This is a genomic window from Arthrobacter sp. YC-RL1, assembly GCF_001454985.1.
GTDB classification, from domain to species: Bacteria; Actinomycetota; Actinomycetes; order Actinomycetales; family Micrococcaceae; genus Glutamicibacter; species Glutamicibacter soli.
The window spans coordinates 3,775,841-3,790,006 of record NZ_CP013297.1 but is presented as its reverse complement, the minus strand read 5'-3'; the positions used below and the strand labels follow the sequence as shown (position 1 = coordinate 3,790,006).

The following is a 14,166-nucleotide window of genomic DNA, read 5'->3' as shown; positions in this document are numbered from 1 at the left end:
TGAGTGCCATGACTACTTCCGAACGCAGCAACACCACGACGCAGCCAACGCCTCCGAGCCGCAAGCGCAATTCGCTGGCCAAGGGCAAGCTGCCCAAGTGGGCCATCCCGGCCATCGCCGGCGGCTCGATCATCCTCGGCGCGGCGGGCTCCACGCTGACCGGCTTCCACGTGGCGAGTTTCGCCATCTACTCCGCAGTCATCTTCCTGATCGCCGCCTCGGTGGCCACCACGGTGGTGGAGGGCAAGCGCCGCGGCAAGAACGCGACCTGGACCTACCTGATCTACGCTTCCTTCATCCTGGCGCTGATCCCGCTGGCCTCGGTGCTCTACACCGTGCTGGAAAAGGGCCTGCCGGGCATGAACATGCACTTCCTGTTCAGCTCCATGAACGGCGTGACCGGCGCGGTCGACAACCAGACGGTCGAAAACGGCACCCCGGTGCTCGGCGGCGCCTACCACGCGCTGATGGGCACCTTGCTGATCACCCTGTGGGCCACCGTGATCTCGGTGCCGGTGGGCATGCTCACCGCCATCTACCTGGTCGAGTACGGCAAGAACGGCCCGCTGGCCCGCGCCATCACCTTCTTCGTCGACGTGATGACCGGCATCCCGTCCATCGTTGCAGGCCTGTTCGCCGCCGCCTTCTTCGGCCTGATCCTGGGCCCGAACTCGCGCATGGGCATCGTCGCGGCCGTCGCCTTGAGCGTGCTGATGATCCCGACGGTGGTCCGCTCCACCGAGGAAATGCTCAAGATCGTCCCGAACGAGCTGCGCGAGGCTTCCTACGCGCTGGGCGTGCGCCGCTGGCGCACCATCCTGAAGGTGGTCATCCCGACCGCGATCTCCGGCATCGCCTCCGGCGTGACCCTGGCCATCGCCCGCGTCATCGGCGAAACCGCCCCGATCCTGGTCACCGCCGGCATCGCCAGCAACATCAACCTGAACGTGTTCGCCAACTGGATGTCCACGCTGCCCACGTTCATCTACTACCAGATCATGACGCCGACCAGCCCGACCAACGTCGACCCGTCGATCCAGCGCGCCTGGGCAGCTGCCCTGCTGCTGATCCTCATGGTCATGGCGCTGAACCTGGCCGCCCGGCTGATCGCCAAGCTCTTCGCTCCAAAGAAGGGCCGTTGAGCCAGCGCTCCGGCCCTCGACACCCCAAGAATTTTCAAGGATAAACACCATGGCAAAACGCATCGACGTCAACGACCTGAACGTCTACTACTCCAAGTTCCGCGCAGTTGAGGGCGTGTCCATCAACATCGAGCCGAAGTCGGTCACCGCCTTCATCGGCCCGTCGGGCTGCGGCAAGTCCACCTTCCTGCGCACCCTGAACCGCATGCACGAGGTCATCCCCGGCGGCCGCGTCGAGGGCGAGGTCCTGCTGGACGGCGACGACCTGTACGGCCCGGGCGTCGACCCGGTGACCGTGCGCAGCCAGATCGGCATGGTCTTCCAGCGCCCGAACCCGTTCCCGACCATGTCCATCAAGGACAACGTGCTGGCCGGCGTGAAGCTGAACGGCAAGAAGATCTCCAAGTCCGACGCCGACGCGCTGGTGGAGAAGTCGCTGCGCGGCGCGAACCTGTGGAACGAGGTCAAGGACCGCCTGGACAAGCCGGGCTCGGGCCTCTCCGGCGGCCAGCAGCAGCGCCTGTGCATCGCCCGCACCATCGCGGTGAAGCCCGACGTGATCCTGATGGACGAGCCGTGCTCCGCCCTGGACCCGATCTCCACCCTGGCCATCGAGGACCTGATCAATGAGCTGAAGAACGACTACACCGTGGTGATCGTGACCCACAACATGCAGCAGGCCGCGCGCGTCAGCGACAAGACCGCCTTCTTCAACATCGCGGGCACCGGCAAGCCGGGCAGGCTCATCGAGTACAACGACACCGCCGCCATCTTCTCCAACCCGGAGCAGAAGGCCACCGAAGACTACGTCTCAGGACGCTTCGGATAAAGATTTCGTCTACCGCCTGCCGTCAGCAGGCCGGTAGGTGAACCGGAAGGGGGGTCTTCCGGGGATCCTGGAGGGGATCACCGCCAGCGGCGCACCGAAAGGTGCGCCGCTGGTTTTTAAACCTTGATGTAAAGCAACCTTGACTGTAAAGGAAGCTTAACTATAGATTGATGCCACGAGGAAGAACCGACAGGAGGAAGAGCGATGACCGAGATCAAGAAGTCGGCCTGGGGCCGCATGCGTTCGGGCGGGAACACCCGCACACTGCTTTTGCTGAGCTTCGGAGGAGGCCTGGCCGCCGCGCTGGGTGTTGCCGCGCTCGTTGCCGCCGCGGGGCCCGAGGAGCGGTTCCTTGCCACGCTGCTGGCCTTCGGGTTCAGCTTCTGGCTCCCGTTCTCCGCGCTGCTCTGGGTGCTGCTGGTTGACCGCGGGACCATGCGCGACGCGCCGCGCAACGTCGAGGACTCGGTGGAATACCGCTGGAGCGAACGCGCTTCGGCAGGGGTGTTCCGCGACATGCTGGTGCTGCTGGGTGCGGGCGCGGCTGTGCTCAGCGTCTTGGAGGTCGCCATCGACCTGACGCTGCGCTGGCCGCTGCACCTGGTGCTCGCGGGCCTGGTGGTCCTGGCGATGGTGGATTTCGGCATCCGGATGCAGCTGAGCAAGCGGGCTGAGGGCTAGTGCGCAATTCACTGGCCGAACGGCGCAAGGACAGGGGATTGTCGCAGCAGGCGCTCGCCGACGAGCTGGGGATCTCGCGCCAAAGCATCATCTCCTTGGAGAAGGGCCGCTACGACCCCTCGTTGCCGCTGGCGTTCAAGCTGGCCGCGCTGTTCGGGTGCCCCATCGAGGACCTGTTCACGCCGGATCCGGACTAGCCCGGCCAGTCGCCGGGAAAACCGCTAGAACAGCGGGCTGATGGCCAGCGTGAGCACCGCGCCGCCGAAGACGCACACCACGGGCGTCAGTACCCAGTGCCAGGCCACCCTGGCGACATTGCGCCAGAAGACCGACTCGAAGGCCTGGTTCTTGCCGGCGCCGACGATGCCGCTGGTGACGGTCTGGGTGGTGGACAGCGGCAGATGGAAGACCAGCGAGCCGACGAACAGCATGATGGCGGAGACGCCCTGGGCGATCATTCCGCGCATCGGGTCGAAGTTCACCAGGCGGCGTCCCAGCGTGTGGGTGATGCGCCAGCCGCCCAGCAGCACGCCGAAGGACAACGCGGCGCCGGCGGACAGCTGGATGGCCCAGGTGACCGGCCCTGGGTCCATGGCGTCCCCGGTGATCAGCACCAGCGCGATCAGCGCGCCGGTGCGCTGGCCGTCCTGCAGGCCCAGCCCCAGGGCCGAGGCGCAGGCGGTGACCGCCTGGCCGGCGCGCGAGACCTCGTTCACGGTGCGCGAGGTGTCGTGCCGAACCAGCCACATCGCCGGGATCACCACCAGGTACGACAGGGTGTAGGCGATGATCGGGGAGATCAGCAGCGGCAGCAGGACCGAGCCAACCAGCAGCGCCCAGGCCCCGGACATCGACGCATCCCCCATGAAGGCCGCGGCGCCGCTGGCGCCCACCAGGGCGGAGAGCAGCGAATGGGTCGAGCTCATGGGCAGGCCGCGCCACCAGCAGTAGAGCCCCCAGGCACCGGCCGTCAGCAGGCCGCAGATCACCAGCTTCAGCCCGTCGATGCCGTCCGGGACGTTGAAGTTCAGCGCGTCGACCAGCGCGGTGCTCAATCCCGAGGTGGCGATGGTGCCGAGGAAGGCGAAGAACGATGCCACCACGACGGCCACCACCGGGGTCAGCGCCCTGGTGCGCACCGCGGCGGCCACCGCTGTGGAGGCGTCCCTGAAACCATTGAGCACGGCGTAGCCCAGGGTCAGGACCACCGCAACGGCGGTAAGGGACGAAATAACGGTCATGGGTCTTAGGACTCCTTGACCAGCACGCGGCCCAGGTGATCGGCGAACTGGCGCAGGGTGTTGGCGGTGAGCATCAGGTGGTCGGCCACGCGCTGGTGGCGGTGGATGGTGCTGGCCTTGGAGAAGCCCGCGATTTCATCCACCCACACCAGGTGGGTCCTCGCCGCGCGTTTGGAGGACTGCACCATCTGCAGCCAGTTGTCTTCCAGGTCGTCCAGGTTGCCAAGGTGCTGGACGGAGTCGGAGGCCAGGTCGGCCAGCTGCGAGATGAGCTCAAGCTGCTCCGAGGAGCGCTCAGAAAGCGGGGTGGTGCCGATGTTCATGATCAGCTCTCCGGTGCCGCGCAGCTGTTCCATGGTTTCGTGCAGCAGCCTCGAGAGCGTGTACATGTCCTCGCGGGGCAAGGGGCTGATGTAGCTGGTTCGCAGGTGGGTCAGCACCGCGTGGACCAGGTCGGAGGCCTCGGCCTCCGCCGCGGCCAGGTCGCGCAGCTGCTGGGGGCGCCCCTCGGGGTTGCCGATCATCTCGGAAACGCTGGCGACCGAGCGTCGAATCGTTGCGGCGAGGTCGCGCAGCAGCTCAATGCCGCGAGAGGCTGAGGGAAAAATCTGGAACTTCACTTTGTACGGCGCACCATTCGACTAGGGCATGCGGGCAGGTACCAATGCAGAACAGTTTACGTCGTTGAAGTGAACACAAGAATTGTGGTGGTGCCGGACCGGGAACGCCTCTCGGCGGAAGGCCGCTCTAGGCGGCAGAGTTTTGGAGCCCGGGGTTACCAGCAGCCCGGCACCGACTCCTAGTTTTCTCGCTTGAAGCGCTTGCTGTCAACCGCCTGCCCGACGGCGTGCCGTTTCTCACGTTATCGCCGCAGCGACTTCTCGATTCCGCTGATCCCCAGCAGCGCGCAGCAGAACCAGATCGCCCCGGCAGGGCCCATGCCAGCCGCCACGGTACTTGCGATAATCGGCAAACCTACTTGTCCGAGCCGGTTTCCCATGAGCCGGAGGGCCAGCGCGGCACCCCGGTCGGCCGGTTCCACCGAGGTGGAGATCATGGTCATGGTCAGCGGCTGGCCAAGTCCCAGGAAGAAACCGCCGACCAGCATCGCGGCGCCCGAGATCCACAGCGAGTCGATGAAGAACGGCGCGATGGCGATGGTGGCGGCCGCCAGGTACAAGCTGGTGGTGAGCAGGGCCGGGCGGCTGAAGTGCGCGGATAGCTGCGGGATCACCAGGCGCGAGACCACCGAGGCGCAGCCGCGGATGGCCAAGAGCACACCAACTGCCACAGGTGTGACGTTATGTTGCTCGGCGACCAGCGGCAGGAAGGCGGTGAGGATGTCCAGCATGGACAGCAGTGTCAGCGCCGCGAGCATGTGGGAGGTCATGCCGCGCACCCGCAGGATGGCCCAGGCGGAGGTCTTGGGGCGGGCCGATGCCGCGGAAGCGGTGTTCTTGGTGGTCGACGGCTGGAAATTGGCCAGCAGCAGCGGGGCCGCCAGCAGCGAGCAGCCGGCACCGATCCACAGTGACAGGCTGATGCTGGCGATGCGCTCTGGGGAGTCGGCCGCGGTGCCGGTGCCCAGGATCAGGCCTGCGGCCAGCGGACCGAGGAATTGGCCGGCGGAATACGCGGCGGTGAACCAGCCGAATCCCTTATCCAGTTCGCTGTCGGGCAAAAAGCGTGCGATGGAGGACTGGCCGCCGATGGTGAACATCAGGTGCCCCATGCCCAGCACCGCGCTGGCGGCCGCGACCAGCAGCGCGTTGGGGGACAGGGCGATGCCAGCGCCGCCGAGCGCCAGCAGGACGACGCCGCCCAGCATCAGGTAGCGGATCTGGCGCATGCGGGAGCTGAGCCGGCCCATGGAAATCGCTGTCACCAAGGGCAGCAGCGCGAAGGCGGCCGTGGCCGCGCCAACCGTCACCGGACCGGAACCCAGCGCAATGAGCTTGTAGGTCGTGACCGGGCGGATTACGTTCAAGGCCGTCTGGGACAGCAGCGCGGTGGCAATCAGCACCAGGAGCCAGCGCATGGCGCCCGAGGATGCCGCCTTGTTGTTTGCGCCCACGCACCGGCCCTTCGCTTGAGGAATTCTGCCGTCCCAATCCTAAGGCCACAGGGAGGCGGAGCCGATTTTTGTTGCTAGTCCAGCGTGCCCTGGCGCCACATTCGGGCGCAGATCTCCAGATCCTTGGCGGTGTTGTCCAGCGAGCGCGCCCGCAAGGTCAGGTTGGTGCCGCGCTCGCTGCTGGCCAGGTCCGCGGCGTCGGCGTGCTCGGTCATGCCCAGGGCCAGCACTCTGCAGTAGGCGGCGGTGCGCTCAAGGGCGTGGGCGAAGTCCCCGTTGAAGGCCCCTGAGAGAATCGAGCTGGTCATCTTCTTCAGCTCCTCGGCGCTGGGCGGCTCGGCGGCGCCGGCGACGATGCGTTCGACCTCTGCGCGGTGGGCTCCGGCGGAGAACCGTGCGGCCATGACGTCGGGCATGTTCAAGGTGGCGGTGCGGACCGCGTACAGGCGCCAAAGCGCGCCGGGCAGCGAATGCGCCGGGGCCTCGCTCCAGAGTTCGGCGAGCACCTCGATGCCCTCGTCCTCGGCGACGGCAATCAGCCTCCGGGTGACCTCCGGGTCGTCGTTGGCCAGCCCTTGCTGGACGAAGGCGCGCGCGGACAGGTGCGCGGCCTCCGATACCCGCGCGGGATCGGCCCCGCCTTCATAGGGCTCGAAGTCGATCGGGGCGAAGGGGCGGGGTTTGTGATGCCGGTACCCCGACTCGTGGGCGGTTTGCGATCCGGAACGTGCACCTCTCATGGCGACTAGGTTACTCCCTTATCCTTGGCGTTTTCCGCTGCTTGCGACGTGGATCGGCCTCGATTAAGGATGGACGGGCACTTCAGGTAATATGGTTTCTGGCCGTAGGCCGTGCGCCTTTAGCTCAGCTGGTAGAGCACTGGACTTTTAATCCATTGGTCGCGGGTTCGATCCCCGCAGGGCGCACCAGACAAAACCCCGCCACCCCGGTTTCACCGGAGGAGGCGGGGTTTTCCGTGTTCCGGCAGGAGGCTAGCTATCGAGGCAGGCGGCCAGGGCGCGGCGGATGACCGGCGCGAAATCCAGCGAGTCGTCGACCGTGATCCGGTGCAGCAGTGCGCCGTCGAGCGTGGCCATGATGAATCTCGTGCAGCCCAGGGGGTCTTTGGCGCCCAGGGCGGCCAGCGTCGCGGTTGTCCAGTGTTCGAAGACCCTCCGGTTGTCCTTCAGCGGCGCAACAAGTTCCGGAGAATGGGCCAAGTCGATGAACAGCGCGTAGCGGGCCAGCGTCCTGCTGCGGAAAATCCCGCTTTGGGTTTCCAGCATTCTGGTGAATGCCTCCTCTGCCTCCGCGCGCTCGAGGATTGGCGCAGCTTGGCCGAAATCCTCGCGTTCGCGCTGGGCAAGGTGCGATGCGACGCCCTCGAGCAATGCCTGCTTGGTACGAAAATAGTTGGATGTCGATCCTGCTGGCAGCCCGGCTGTCTGGTCGACGCGGGCATGGCTTAGTGCCCGCACTCCTTGCTCGCCGAGGAGCGTAAGTGCTGCGTTCAAGGCCCGCTCTGCCCGGGAACTTGGGTTGGAAGTGGAAGTCTCCATAATTTCATTCTCCATCACTATAATCATAGTGACAATTCATTGTGGACGTAGTATTGTGTGAGAGTGGGCAAAGCTCTCAAAGTTGAATACGCCATGTTGTTGGCGCGAGCCGGTCTGGGCGTTAGGCGACAGGAAACCCTCGGGTGCTCCTGCGGGTCCTTCCAAATGACCCGAGCGCGAGCATGCGCCCTGGCTTTTGGCCAAGGTTAGTCGATAAGCCTGGGTCCCTTCCCGCGGTCCCCGATGCGTGATTGCTTGGCGCGCGGCAACACGGCGGTGAGAAGGATCCCAAGAATTTCACTGTGGTGGGATACAAAATGACTACGGAAAGCCAAGCATGGCCGGCCATGCCGGTGGTGGCTGGGGTCGACCACGAATTCCTGGAAGTCGCCGGTGGGCAGATGCACGTGGCGGCTATGGGGTCCGGCGACCCGGTGCTCCTGTTGCACGGATTCGGTCAGACGTGGTGGCAATGGCGAGAAATCATGCCGGCACTTGCGGCTCAGGGGTATCGGGCCATCGCGCCCGACCTTCGCGGTGAGGGATGGACTCGCCTGCCGTACCGGGACATCGATAGGACCCGCCGAACTCGAGACATCCTGGAATTGCTCGACGTTTTGGATCTGGGCGAGGTTCGCATGGTGAGCCAGGACATGGGAGCCGTTTCTGCATTCCAGCTGGCGATGCACTACCCGGAACGAATAACCAGTCACGTGATGATTGCCGTGCCGCCTCCGCAAATGCGATTTGATCTGGGCATGATGCCAGGCATGAGGCACTTGTGGCACCAGGAAGCGCTGTCCATGCCGAAGCTCGGTCCCTGGCTCATGCGCTCGGGACGAATGACCCGCCATTTCTTCTCGCCGATTTTCATGGTCCAGCCCCTGGACCAGGCAGTGGTCGACCAGTATCAGGCAATGATGAGCCATGAAAACTCCGCACGGGCCGCCGTGCCCCTTTGCCGCCGTATGGTCCTCCCGGAGCTGATGCGGATAATACGAGGCAGCTACAGGGCTGAACGCTTTGCCATGCCATCATTGTTCATTTTCGGAACCAAGGATGCTGGGTTCCCACCGGCAGTCGTGCGCAGGGCTTTCGCTGATACTTCCATTTATGGGACTGATGTGCGCTTGGAAATTATCGAGGACGCCGGGCATTTCATAGTCGACGAACAACCAGCGGCGATCATGAAGGCGATTTCCGAATTCTTCGACTCGCTCAGGCCGGACCCCAGAGAGTAGCTCCGCATGCCTAGAGCTGCAGTTCCAGGTCCTCGGCGGGAGCCGCCATGCAGGCCAGAATCTGGTTCTCCGCCACCCGGGCGCTGGGATCCAGCGGGTAGCCGACGCTGCCGCGGCGCAGCGTCAGTGCGCATTCGCCGCAGGACCCTGCCCGGCAGGAGCTGTTCGGGGTGAGCCCTCGGGCCTCCAGCGATTCAAGCAGCGTGCCGTCCTGCGGGCGCCAGGTGAATCCCGCCGCGCCGGAGGAGAAGAAAATCCGTGCCGGGGCGTACTGCTGCAGCAGCTCGCCCAGGTCGGCGGCGGGGGAGGCAAAGGTTTCCCGGTGGACGTGCTGCGGCGCGATGCCGGCCAGCTCGCAGGTCTCCAGTGCCAGCTGGGTGAATCCGGCCGGGCCGCAGATCACCACGCTGTCGCAGGACTCGATGGCCTGGGCCAGCTGCGCCGCGGTTGGCCGGCCTGCCCGGGAATCGACGTGGCTGATCCGGGCGGGCAGCCCCAGGCCGCGGGCCAAGGCGCCAGCGCGCGTGAACAGCTCGCCACCGGGCCCGCGCTCCACATGGAACAATCGCAGTTCATTCAATTCAGGTGCCTGGCCGGCTCCGCGAAGCAGCCCCAGGGCGGGGGTGATGCCGATGCCGGCGGTGAGCAGCGCGGTGCGGCCGTGCAGCACGCGGCGTGCGGTCATGGTGCCGTGGGGTCCCGAAGCCAGCAGCTTGTCCCCGGCCCGCAGGCCGGCCATCTTCTGCGAGACGGTTCCGGCGGTGCGCACGGCGATGCTGATGACGTCCCGGTGCACCGCGGTGATGGTGTAGTTGCGCCACAGCGGGTCGGGCAGGTGCACCCGCAGATGGGTGCCCGCCTCGTCGTGGGCCGCGATCCAGCCGTGCGGGTCGCGCAGCGAAATTTCCACCGCATCGCCGTCCAGCTGCCGGCGCTCGATGACCTCGAGGTAGCGCGGGGTGCGCTTGGCAGGCGCCAATGCCAGCGCGCGCCGGTCTTCGGAATCAATGCGGATCTCGTCCCCTGCCTGCAGCGTCCCGCCGGCCAGGACCGTGCCGTAGACGCCGCAGTGCAGGTGCCCGAAATGGCTTGCCAGCAGCCGCGGCCCGTTGACGTCCACTTGCGTGGTGGCGGGATTGACCGACGTGGCAGGGCAGCGCTCGATGGACTTGGTGATCGCGATCCGGGTCTCGCCGATACGCAGGACCTTGCCGATCAGCTCGAACTCGCCGAAGGCCGGCACCCCGTCCAGCAGGATGTTGCCGCGGTAGCGTAGCGGATCCAGCGTGACGCCCGCGGCCTTCGAGAGCGCCTCGACCGTGCGGGGGTTGATCAGCGAGATGCCAGAGAGGCGGGAATCGAACATCCCGTGGGAGGCGGCGACCAGGGTGCGGGCATGGCCTCCCTGCGCCGGGATGTGCACTGCCATGTAGTCAGCGGCCGCCGAGCGCTCGCCGGCATCGGAGGAGTCGAAGGTGAAGGGAGCGGCCCCCGTGGCCGCCGGGGCTGTCACCGTGATGAATGGGGGAGCGGAGACGACCTGCCACTGTTGCAGGGACGTGTCGTTTTTCAGCGCGGTGAAGGAGCCGCAGGACTGCCACTGCCCGTCCGCGACAGGGGTGCTGCCGTTGCCCAGTGCGACGGCGCGGTCCCCGGCTACCCCGCCCTCGGCGCTCACCGCGGCGCGGGTGAGCTCCTCGGCGGGCAGGCCCTTGACTGGGAAACGGAACAAACGCTCGATTCGCATATCAAGATTCTAGTGGGCGGGGGAATTGCCGGGCAGGTTGATGGCCCTAGATGTCGGCCAGGAACTTCTTGATGCGCTCCATGACCAGCGCGCGAGCCTGCGGGTCGTGGGACGGCAGCGAGCTGTCGGTGAACAGGTGCTTGTCGCCGGGGTAGGTGAACAGCTGCGCGAGCCCCTCGCCCTGGTCGTTGACGAAGCGTTCGGCCGCCTCCAGGTCGCCCTCGCGGGCGAAGAACGGGTCGTTGTCCATGCCGTGGATCTGCACCGGCACGGCGGTCGGCCAGGGGCCGAAGCTCCATTCGGCATCCAGGTCCACGAATGACTCGAGCAGGACGGCGCCCAGCGCGCCCGGACGCTGCTGCGCGCACTGCTGGGCCAGGGCCGCGCCCCAGGAAGTGCCGATGTAGACCAGTTCGTCGGGCAGGTTCTTGAACAGCTTGTCCACGCGCTGCTGGATCTTGTCCTCGCCGACCTTGTTGGCCAGCAGGATGCCAGCCTCCAGATCCTTGGGAAGCTTGCCGGCGAACAGGTCCACCGGGTGCACGGTGTGCCCTTCGGCCCGCAGTTCCGCGGCCATTGCCTGGACTCCCGGGGTCAGGCCCTGGACGTGGTGGAATAAAACAATGGTTGCCATGGGAAAACTCCTAGGATCGGCTCGATGCGAGCCGGAATTCGGGGGTGCCGCGGTCCAGCGGGGCCGCGGCGGTGCTCAGCGTTCGTCGACCAGGTTGTCGATGCGTGCCGGCAGGTGCTCGATGGCGTGGGCCCAGCCGGGCATCTGGCTGTTGATTTCCACGCTGTAGCCCTCGGCCAGGTGGAACTCGGCGCAGGTCAGATCCTCGGCTTCCGTCCCCGCGTCGTAGATGAAAGCTCGTCGGATATCCTCCCAGAGCAAGGTGGCGGACTGGTCGATGACCAAGCCGGCGTCGACGACTTCTACGGTGCGCTGCGGGTAGGACATGGTTGAACTGCTTTCGGTCCTGGGCGTTGTGCTTTATTCAAGTCTACGCGGGCTTCCTGCATGAATCACGCCCCTGGGACCTCGACCTTGGCCAGATTCCGCGCGGAATCAAGGCTGAGCGCGTAGTCCAGTCCCAGCTGCGCGAGGAAGTCCTGGTCGTGGCTGACTACCAGCAAGGCGCCGCGGTAGGCATTCAGGGCTTCGGCCAGCTGGCGCACGCTGTCGATGTCCAGATTGTTCGTGGGCTCGTCCAGAATCAGCAGCTGATTCACAGGAATCGCTACCAGCAGGCAGGCCAGGTAGACGCGCAGCCGTTCGCCTCCGGAGAGGGTTCCCAACGGGCGGTCGACGCTGGCGCCGCGCAGCAGCAGCCGGGCCAGCGTATTGCGGATGGTCCCGGAGGGGACGTCCGGAGCCGCGCGCTGGACGTTGTCCAGGGCGCTGAGCGTATCGTCCAGTCCCGCCAGCTGCTGGGGCAGGTAGCCCACCCGGTCCACATGCAGAGTTCCGCTGATCCCGTCGGAGGGCTCGGCTCCGGAGAGCAGCTGCCGCAGCAGCGTGCTCTTGCCCGCGCCGTTGGGGCCGGTCAGCGCCACGCGCTCGGGGCCCTGCAGCAGATGCCAGCTGGTGCCGTCGTCCAGCTCAAGCACCCGCCGCCCGGCCGGCAGCCCGGGATCGGGAAGTTCGAGGTTGATGTGCTCGATCTCCCTGATCCTTGACTGCGCCTGGTCGACGTGCTGCTGCGCGGCGTCGATTTTCGCCTCGTACTGGGCGCGGGTCTTGCCGGCGTTCGCCTCGGACTTCTGCTTCAGGGAGTTGGCCAGGATGCGCGGCATGTTGCCGCCGAGCTGTTCGGCGCGGCCCTTGCGTTTGGTGCGCGCCAGCTTGGTCTCCGCTTCGGCGCGCTGCCGCTTTTCCACCTTCAGCGCGGAGCTGGCGGTTTTGGCCGCCTGCAGCGCCGCCTGCTGCTCGGTCGCCAGCTGCTCCTGGTACAGGCTGTACGGGCCGCCGAAGAAGCGCAGCTGTCCGTGATGCAGTTCGATGGTGTGCTGCATCTGCTCCAGCAGCTGCAGGTCGTGGCTCACTACGACGAGTGTTCCGGGCCAGGTGCGCAGCAGCCCGTACAGCAGCTGCCGGGTCTGGCCATCGAGGTTGTTCGTCGGCTCGTCGAGCAGCGTGACGGGCTTGCGCGCCAGGCGCAGCCCGAGGACCGCCAGCAGCATGGTTTCGCCGCCGGACAGCTCGTCGACCCGGCGCGACAGGTCCAGGCCGCCGAAGCCCAGCGGGGTCAGTTCGGCCTGGATCCTGGCTTCAAGGTCCCAGTCGGAGCCGACGGCGTCGAAATCCTCCGGGGCGACGCTGCCCGCCTCGATGGCCTGCAGCGCGCGGTAGGCAGGGGCGATGCCCAGCAGGTCCGCAAGCGTTGCGTCCGATTGCAGGGTGATGTTCTGCGCCAGGTAGGCGACGTCGCCAGCCGCCGAAACCTGTCCGGAGCTGGGGGCCAGGCGCCCGGCGATCAGCTTGAGCAGGGTGGATTTTCCGCTGCCGTTGGCACCGATCAAGCCGCTGGCGCCGGCGGGGAAGGTGCCGTCAAGCTGGGAGAGCACCTGCTCGCCGTCTGGCCAACAGAAGCTGAGGGAGGTCAGGGTGATGGGTGGGGTCAAGGCCATGGTGGCTCCTGTGAAGGCTGAGGAGGCAACCGGGAAAAGACGTCGTTGGAGGGTTCGTGGCAACAGCTGGGGAACCGGGGAAACGGAAATCTGCACCGGAAGCCGTGAATGAACGTGCGCCGCTGAATGGGGCGCGAGACTGTTCGAGGCTATGCGCAGATGAGATCCATGGTTTCGAGTGTAACAGGCGCACCCGGCCGTGGGGCTGGGCAGAAAAAATCGGGGCGTGCCGCCAGGCATGCCCCGATTCACAACTTGCTGTTCAGCTTACTTCCACGCGCGGTGCACCGCGACGATGCCGCCGGTCAGGTTGCGGTACTCGACGTTCTTCCAACCCACGTTGACGAACTTGCGGCCCAGCTCTTCCTGGCCCGGCCAGGCGGCGATGGACTCGGCCAGGTAGGCGTACGCCGAAGGATTCGGCGAGACCATGTAGCCCAGGGCTGGAATCACGCGCGGCAGGAACTGCTGGTAGGCGACCTTGATCGGGGTTACGGTCGGGGTGGAGAACTCGGCAACCACAATGCGTCCGCCGGGCTTGGTGACGCGGTGCAGCTCGGACAGCGCCTTCTCGGTGTCGTCAATGTTGCGCAGGCCGTAGGAGATGGTCACCGCATCGAAGGTGTTGTCCTCGAATGGCAGATCGTGGCCGTCGCCGTAGACGAATTCCAGCTCGGGGTAGCGCTTGCGGCCCTCGGCGAGCATGCCGTGGGACATGTCGCACGCGGTCACGCGCGCGCCGGCCTTGGCCAACGGCACGGACGAGGTACCGGTGCCGGCTGCCAGATCCAGGATGCGCTCTCCGGGCTTCGGGGCGATCGCCTCGGTGGTGATCTTGCGCCAGTAGTTCACAATGCCGCCGGTCATCAGGGTATTGAGCAGATCGTACTTTGGAGCAAGATTGTCGAACATTTCCTGAACCTGATTCGCCTGCTTGTCCAGGCCTGCGCGCACATTGTGGGTACTCATGACACTAAGTGTTTCACATTTGCCCCGGCCCTTATCGCGATTGTGGGGCGTA

14 protein-coding genes, 1 tRNA gene and 1 pseudogene are annotated in these 14,166 nt (G+C 66.0%); 6 read left to right on the top strand and 10 right to left on the bottom strand.

The annotated features are described in order from the left end of the window. Positions 1 to 8: 8 nt before the first annotated feature. The 4 genes from pstA (at position 9) to ATC04_RS17455 (ending at position 2,849) form a co-directional block, all read left to right on the top strand. A complete protein-coding gene (gene pstA / locus ATC04_RS17470; protein ID WP_047117747.1) occupies positions 9 to 1,142 on the top strand; it encodes a phosphate ABC transporter permease PstA in 1,134 nt (377 codons plus the stop codon). Positions 1,143 to 1,191: 49 nt separating this feature from the next. Then, positions 1,192 to 1,971: a phosphate ABC transporter ATP-binding protein PstB gene (gene pstB, locus ATC04_RS17465; protein WP_047117669.1), complete on the top strand. Its 780-nt coding sequence runs from the start codon at positions 1,192 to 1,194 to the stop codon at positions 1,969 to 1,971. A 204-nt stretch (positions 1,972 to 2,175) separates the two neighbouring features. Beyond that, positions 2,176 to 2,652 carry a hypothetical protein gene (locus tag ATC04_RS17460; protein WP_052772149.1) on the top strand — a complete coding sequence of 159 codons (477 nt, stop codon included), beginning with the start codon at positions 2,176 to 2,178 and terminating at the stop codon, positions 2,650 to 2,652. Next, positions 2,652 to 2,849: a helix-turn-helix transcriptional regulator gene (locus ATC04_RS17455; RefSeq protein ID WP_047117670.1), complete on the top strand. Its 198-nt coding sequence runs from the start codon at positions 2,652 to 2,654 to the stop codon at positions 2,847 to 2,849. Before ATC04_RS17460 ends, ATC04_RS17455 begins: the two co-directional genes overlap by 1 nt. A gap of 24 nt (positions 2,850 to 2,873) precedes the next feature. Here ATC04_RS17455 and ATC04_RS17450 read toward each other — a convergent pair whose 3' ends face one another. From ATC04_RS17450 to ATC04_RS17435, 4 genes are all read right to left on the bottom strand, one after another. Next, positions 2,874 to 3,893 (bottom strand): inorganic phosphate transporter, encoded by a 1,020-nt coding sequence (locus tag ATC04_RS17450; RefSeq protein ID WP_047117671.1) that lies wholly within the window; start codon positions 3,891 to 3,893, stop codon positions 2,874 to 2,876. Positions 3,894 to 3,898: 5 nt separating this feature from the next. Then, a complete protein-coding gene (locus ATC04_RS17445; protein WP_047117672.1) occupies positions 3,899 to 4,513 on the bottom strand; it encodes a hypothetical protein in 615 nt (204 codons plus the stop codon). Positions 4,514 to 4,755: 242 nt separating this feature from the next. Then, entirely contained in the window at positions 4,756 to 5,967 is a 1,212-nt protein-coding gene (locus ATC04_RS17440; protein WP_231736035.1) for an MFS transporter, read from the bottom strand. Positions 5,968 to 6,041: 74 nt separating this feature from the next. After that, the gene (locus ATC04_RS17435; protein WP_047117673.1) at positions 6,042 to 6,707 is read right to left on the bottom strand and encodes a hypothetical protein; all 666 of its coding nucleotides are present in this window, start codon (positions 6,705 to 6,707) and stop codon (positions 6,042 to 6,044) included. 113 nt (positions 6,708 to 6,820) lie between these two features. Between ATC04_RS17435 and ATC04_RS17430 the strand changes: the two genes are divergently transcribed. Next, positions 6,821 to 6,896 (top strand) — tRNA-Lys (locus ATC04_RS17430). A 63-nt stretch (positions 6,897 to 6,959) separates the two neighbouring features. Here ATC04_RS17430 and ATC04_RS17425 read toward each other — a convergent pair. Further along, on the bottom strand, positions 6,960 to 7,541 hold the full coding sequence (locus ATC04_RS17425; RefSeq protein ID WP_231736033.1) for a TetR family transcriptional regulator: 582 nt from the start codon (positions 7,539 to 7,541) through the stop codon (positions 6,960 to 6,962). A 302-nt stretch (positions 7,542 to 7,843) separates the two neighbouring features. On the opposite strand from ATC04_RS17425, the gene ATC04_RS17420 reads away from it, so the two are divergent. After that, the gene (locus tag ATC04_RS17420; RefSeq protein WP_052772150.1) at positions 7,844 to 8,767 is read left to right on the top strand and encodes an alpha/beta hydrolase; all 924 of its coding nucleotides are present in this window, start codon (positions 7,844 to 7,846) and stop codon (positions 8,765 to 8,767) included. 10 nt (positions 8,768 to 8,777) lie between these two features. On the opposite strand, the gene ATC04_RS17415 is transcribed toward ATC04_RS17420, so the two are convergent. The 5 genes and pseudogenes from ATC04_RS17415 to ATC04_RS17395 form a co-directional block, all read right to left on the bottom strand. Beyond that, positions 8,778 to 10,514, bottom strand: coding sequence for a 2Fe-2S iron-sulfur cluster-binding protein (locus tag ATC04_RS17415; RefSeq protein WP_047117674.1), 1,737 nt, complete (start codon positions 10,512 to 10,514; stop codon positions 8,778 to 8,780). Between the two features lie 46 nt (positions 10,515 to 10,560). After that, a pseudogene (locus ATC04_RS17410) lies at positions 10,561 to 11,157 on the bottom strand (dienelactone hydrolase family protein); the annotation flags it as partial. 66 nt (positions 11,158 to 11,223) lie between these two features. Next, on the bottom strand, positions 11,224 to 11,475 hold the full coding sequence (locus tag ATC04_RS17405; protein ID WP_047117676.1) for a hypothetical protein: 252 nt from the start codon (positions 11,473 to 11,475) through the stop codon (positions 11,224 to 11,226). A gap of 65 nt (positions 11,476 to 11,540) precedes the next feature. Further along, positions 11,541 to 13,145 (bottom strand): ABC-F family ATP-binding cassette domain-containing protein, encoded by a 1,605-nt coding sequence (locus ATC04_RS17400; RefSeq protein ID WP_047117677.1) that lies wholly within the window; start codon positions 13,143 to 13,145, stop codon positions 11,541 to 11,543. 267 nt (positions 13,146 to 13,412) lie between these two features. Continuing rightward, positions 13,413 to 14,114 (bottom strand): class I SAM-dependent methyltransferase, encoded by a 702-nt coding sequence (locus ATC04_RS17395; RefSeq protein WP_047117678.1) that lies wholly within the window; start codon positions 14,112 to 14,114, stop codon positions 13,413 to 13,415. Between the last annotated feature and the right edge of the window lie 52 nt (positions 14,115 to 14,166).

What these genes read in the sequence shown, in the direction of transcription:
- ATC04_RS17400 (WP_047117677.1), bottom strand. Translation starts at nt 13,145, where the DNA reads ATGGCCTTGACCCCACCCATCACCCTGACCTCCCTCAGCTTCTGTTGG.
- pstA (WP_047117747.1), top strand. Translation starts at nt 9, where the DNA reads ATGACTACTTCCGAACGCAGCAACACCACGACGCAGCCAACGCCTCCG.
- ATC04_RS17425 (WP_231736033.1), bottom strand. Translation starts at nt 7,541, where the DNA reads ATGGAGAATGAAATTATGGAGACTTCCACTTCCAACCCAAGTTCCCGG.
- ATC04_RS17395 (WP_047117678.1), bottom strand. Translation starts at nt 14,114, where the DNA reads ATGAGTACCCACAATGTGCGCGCAGGCCTGGACAAGCAGGCGAATCAG.
- ATC04_RS17450 (WP_047117671.1), bottom strand. Translation starts at nt 3,893, where the DNA reads ATGACCGTTATTTCGTCCCTTACCGCCGTTGCGGTGGTCCTGACCCTG.
- ATC04_RS17420 (WP_052772150.1), top strand. Translation starts at nt 7,844, where the DNA reads ATGACTACGGAAAGCCAAGCATGGCCGGCCATGCCGGTGGTGGCTGGG.
- ATC04_RS17405 (WP_047117676.1), bottom strand. Translation starts at nt 11,475, where the DNA reads ATGTCCTACCCGCAGCGCACCGTAGAAGTCGTCGACGCCGGCTTGGTC.
- ATC04_RS17435 (WP_047117673.1), bottom strand. Translation starts at nt 6,707, where the DNA reads ATGAGAGGTGCACGTTCCGGATCGCAAACCGCCCACGAGTCGGGGTAC.
- pstB (WP_047117669.1), top strand. Translation starts at nt 1,192, where the DNA reads ATGGCAAAACGCATCGACGTCAACGACCTGAACGTCTACTACTCCAAG.
- ATC04_RS17415 (WP_047117674.1), bottom strand. Translation starts at nt 10,514, where the DNA reads ATGCGAATCGAGCGTTTGTTCCGTTTCCCAGTCAAGGGCCTGCCCGCC.
- ATC04_RS17460 (WP_052772149.1), top strand. Translation starts at nt 2,176, where the DNA reads ATGACCGAGATCAAGAAGTCGGCCTGGGGCCGCATGCGTTCGGGCGGG.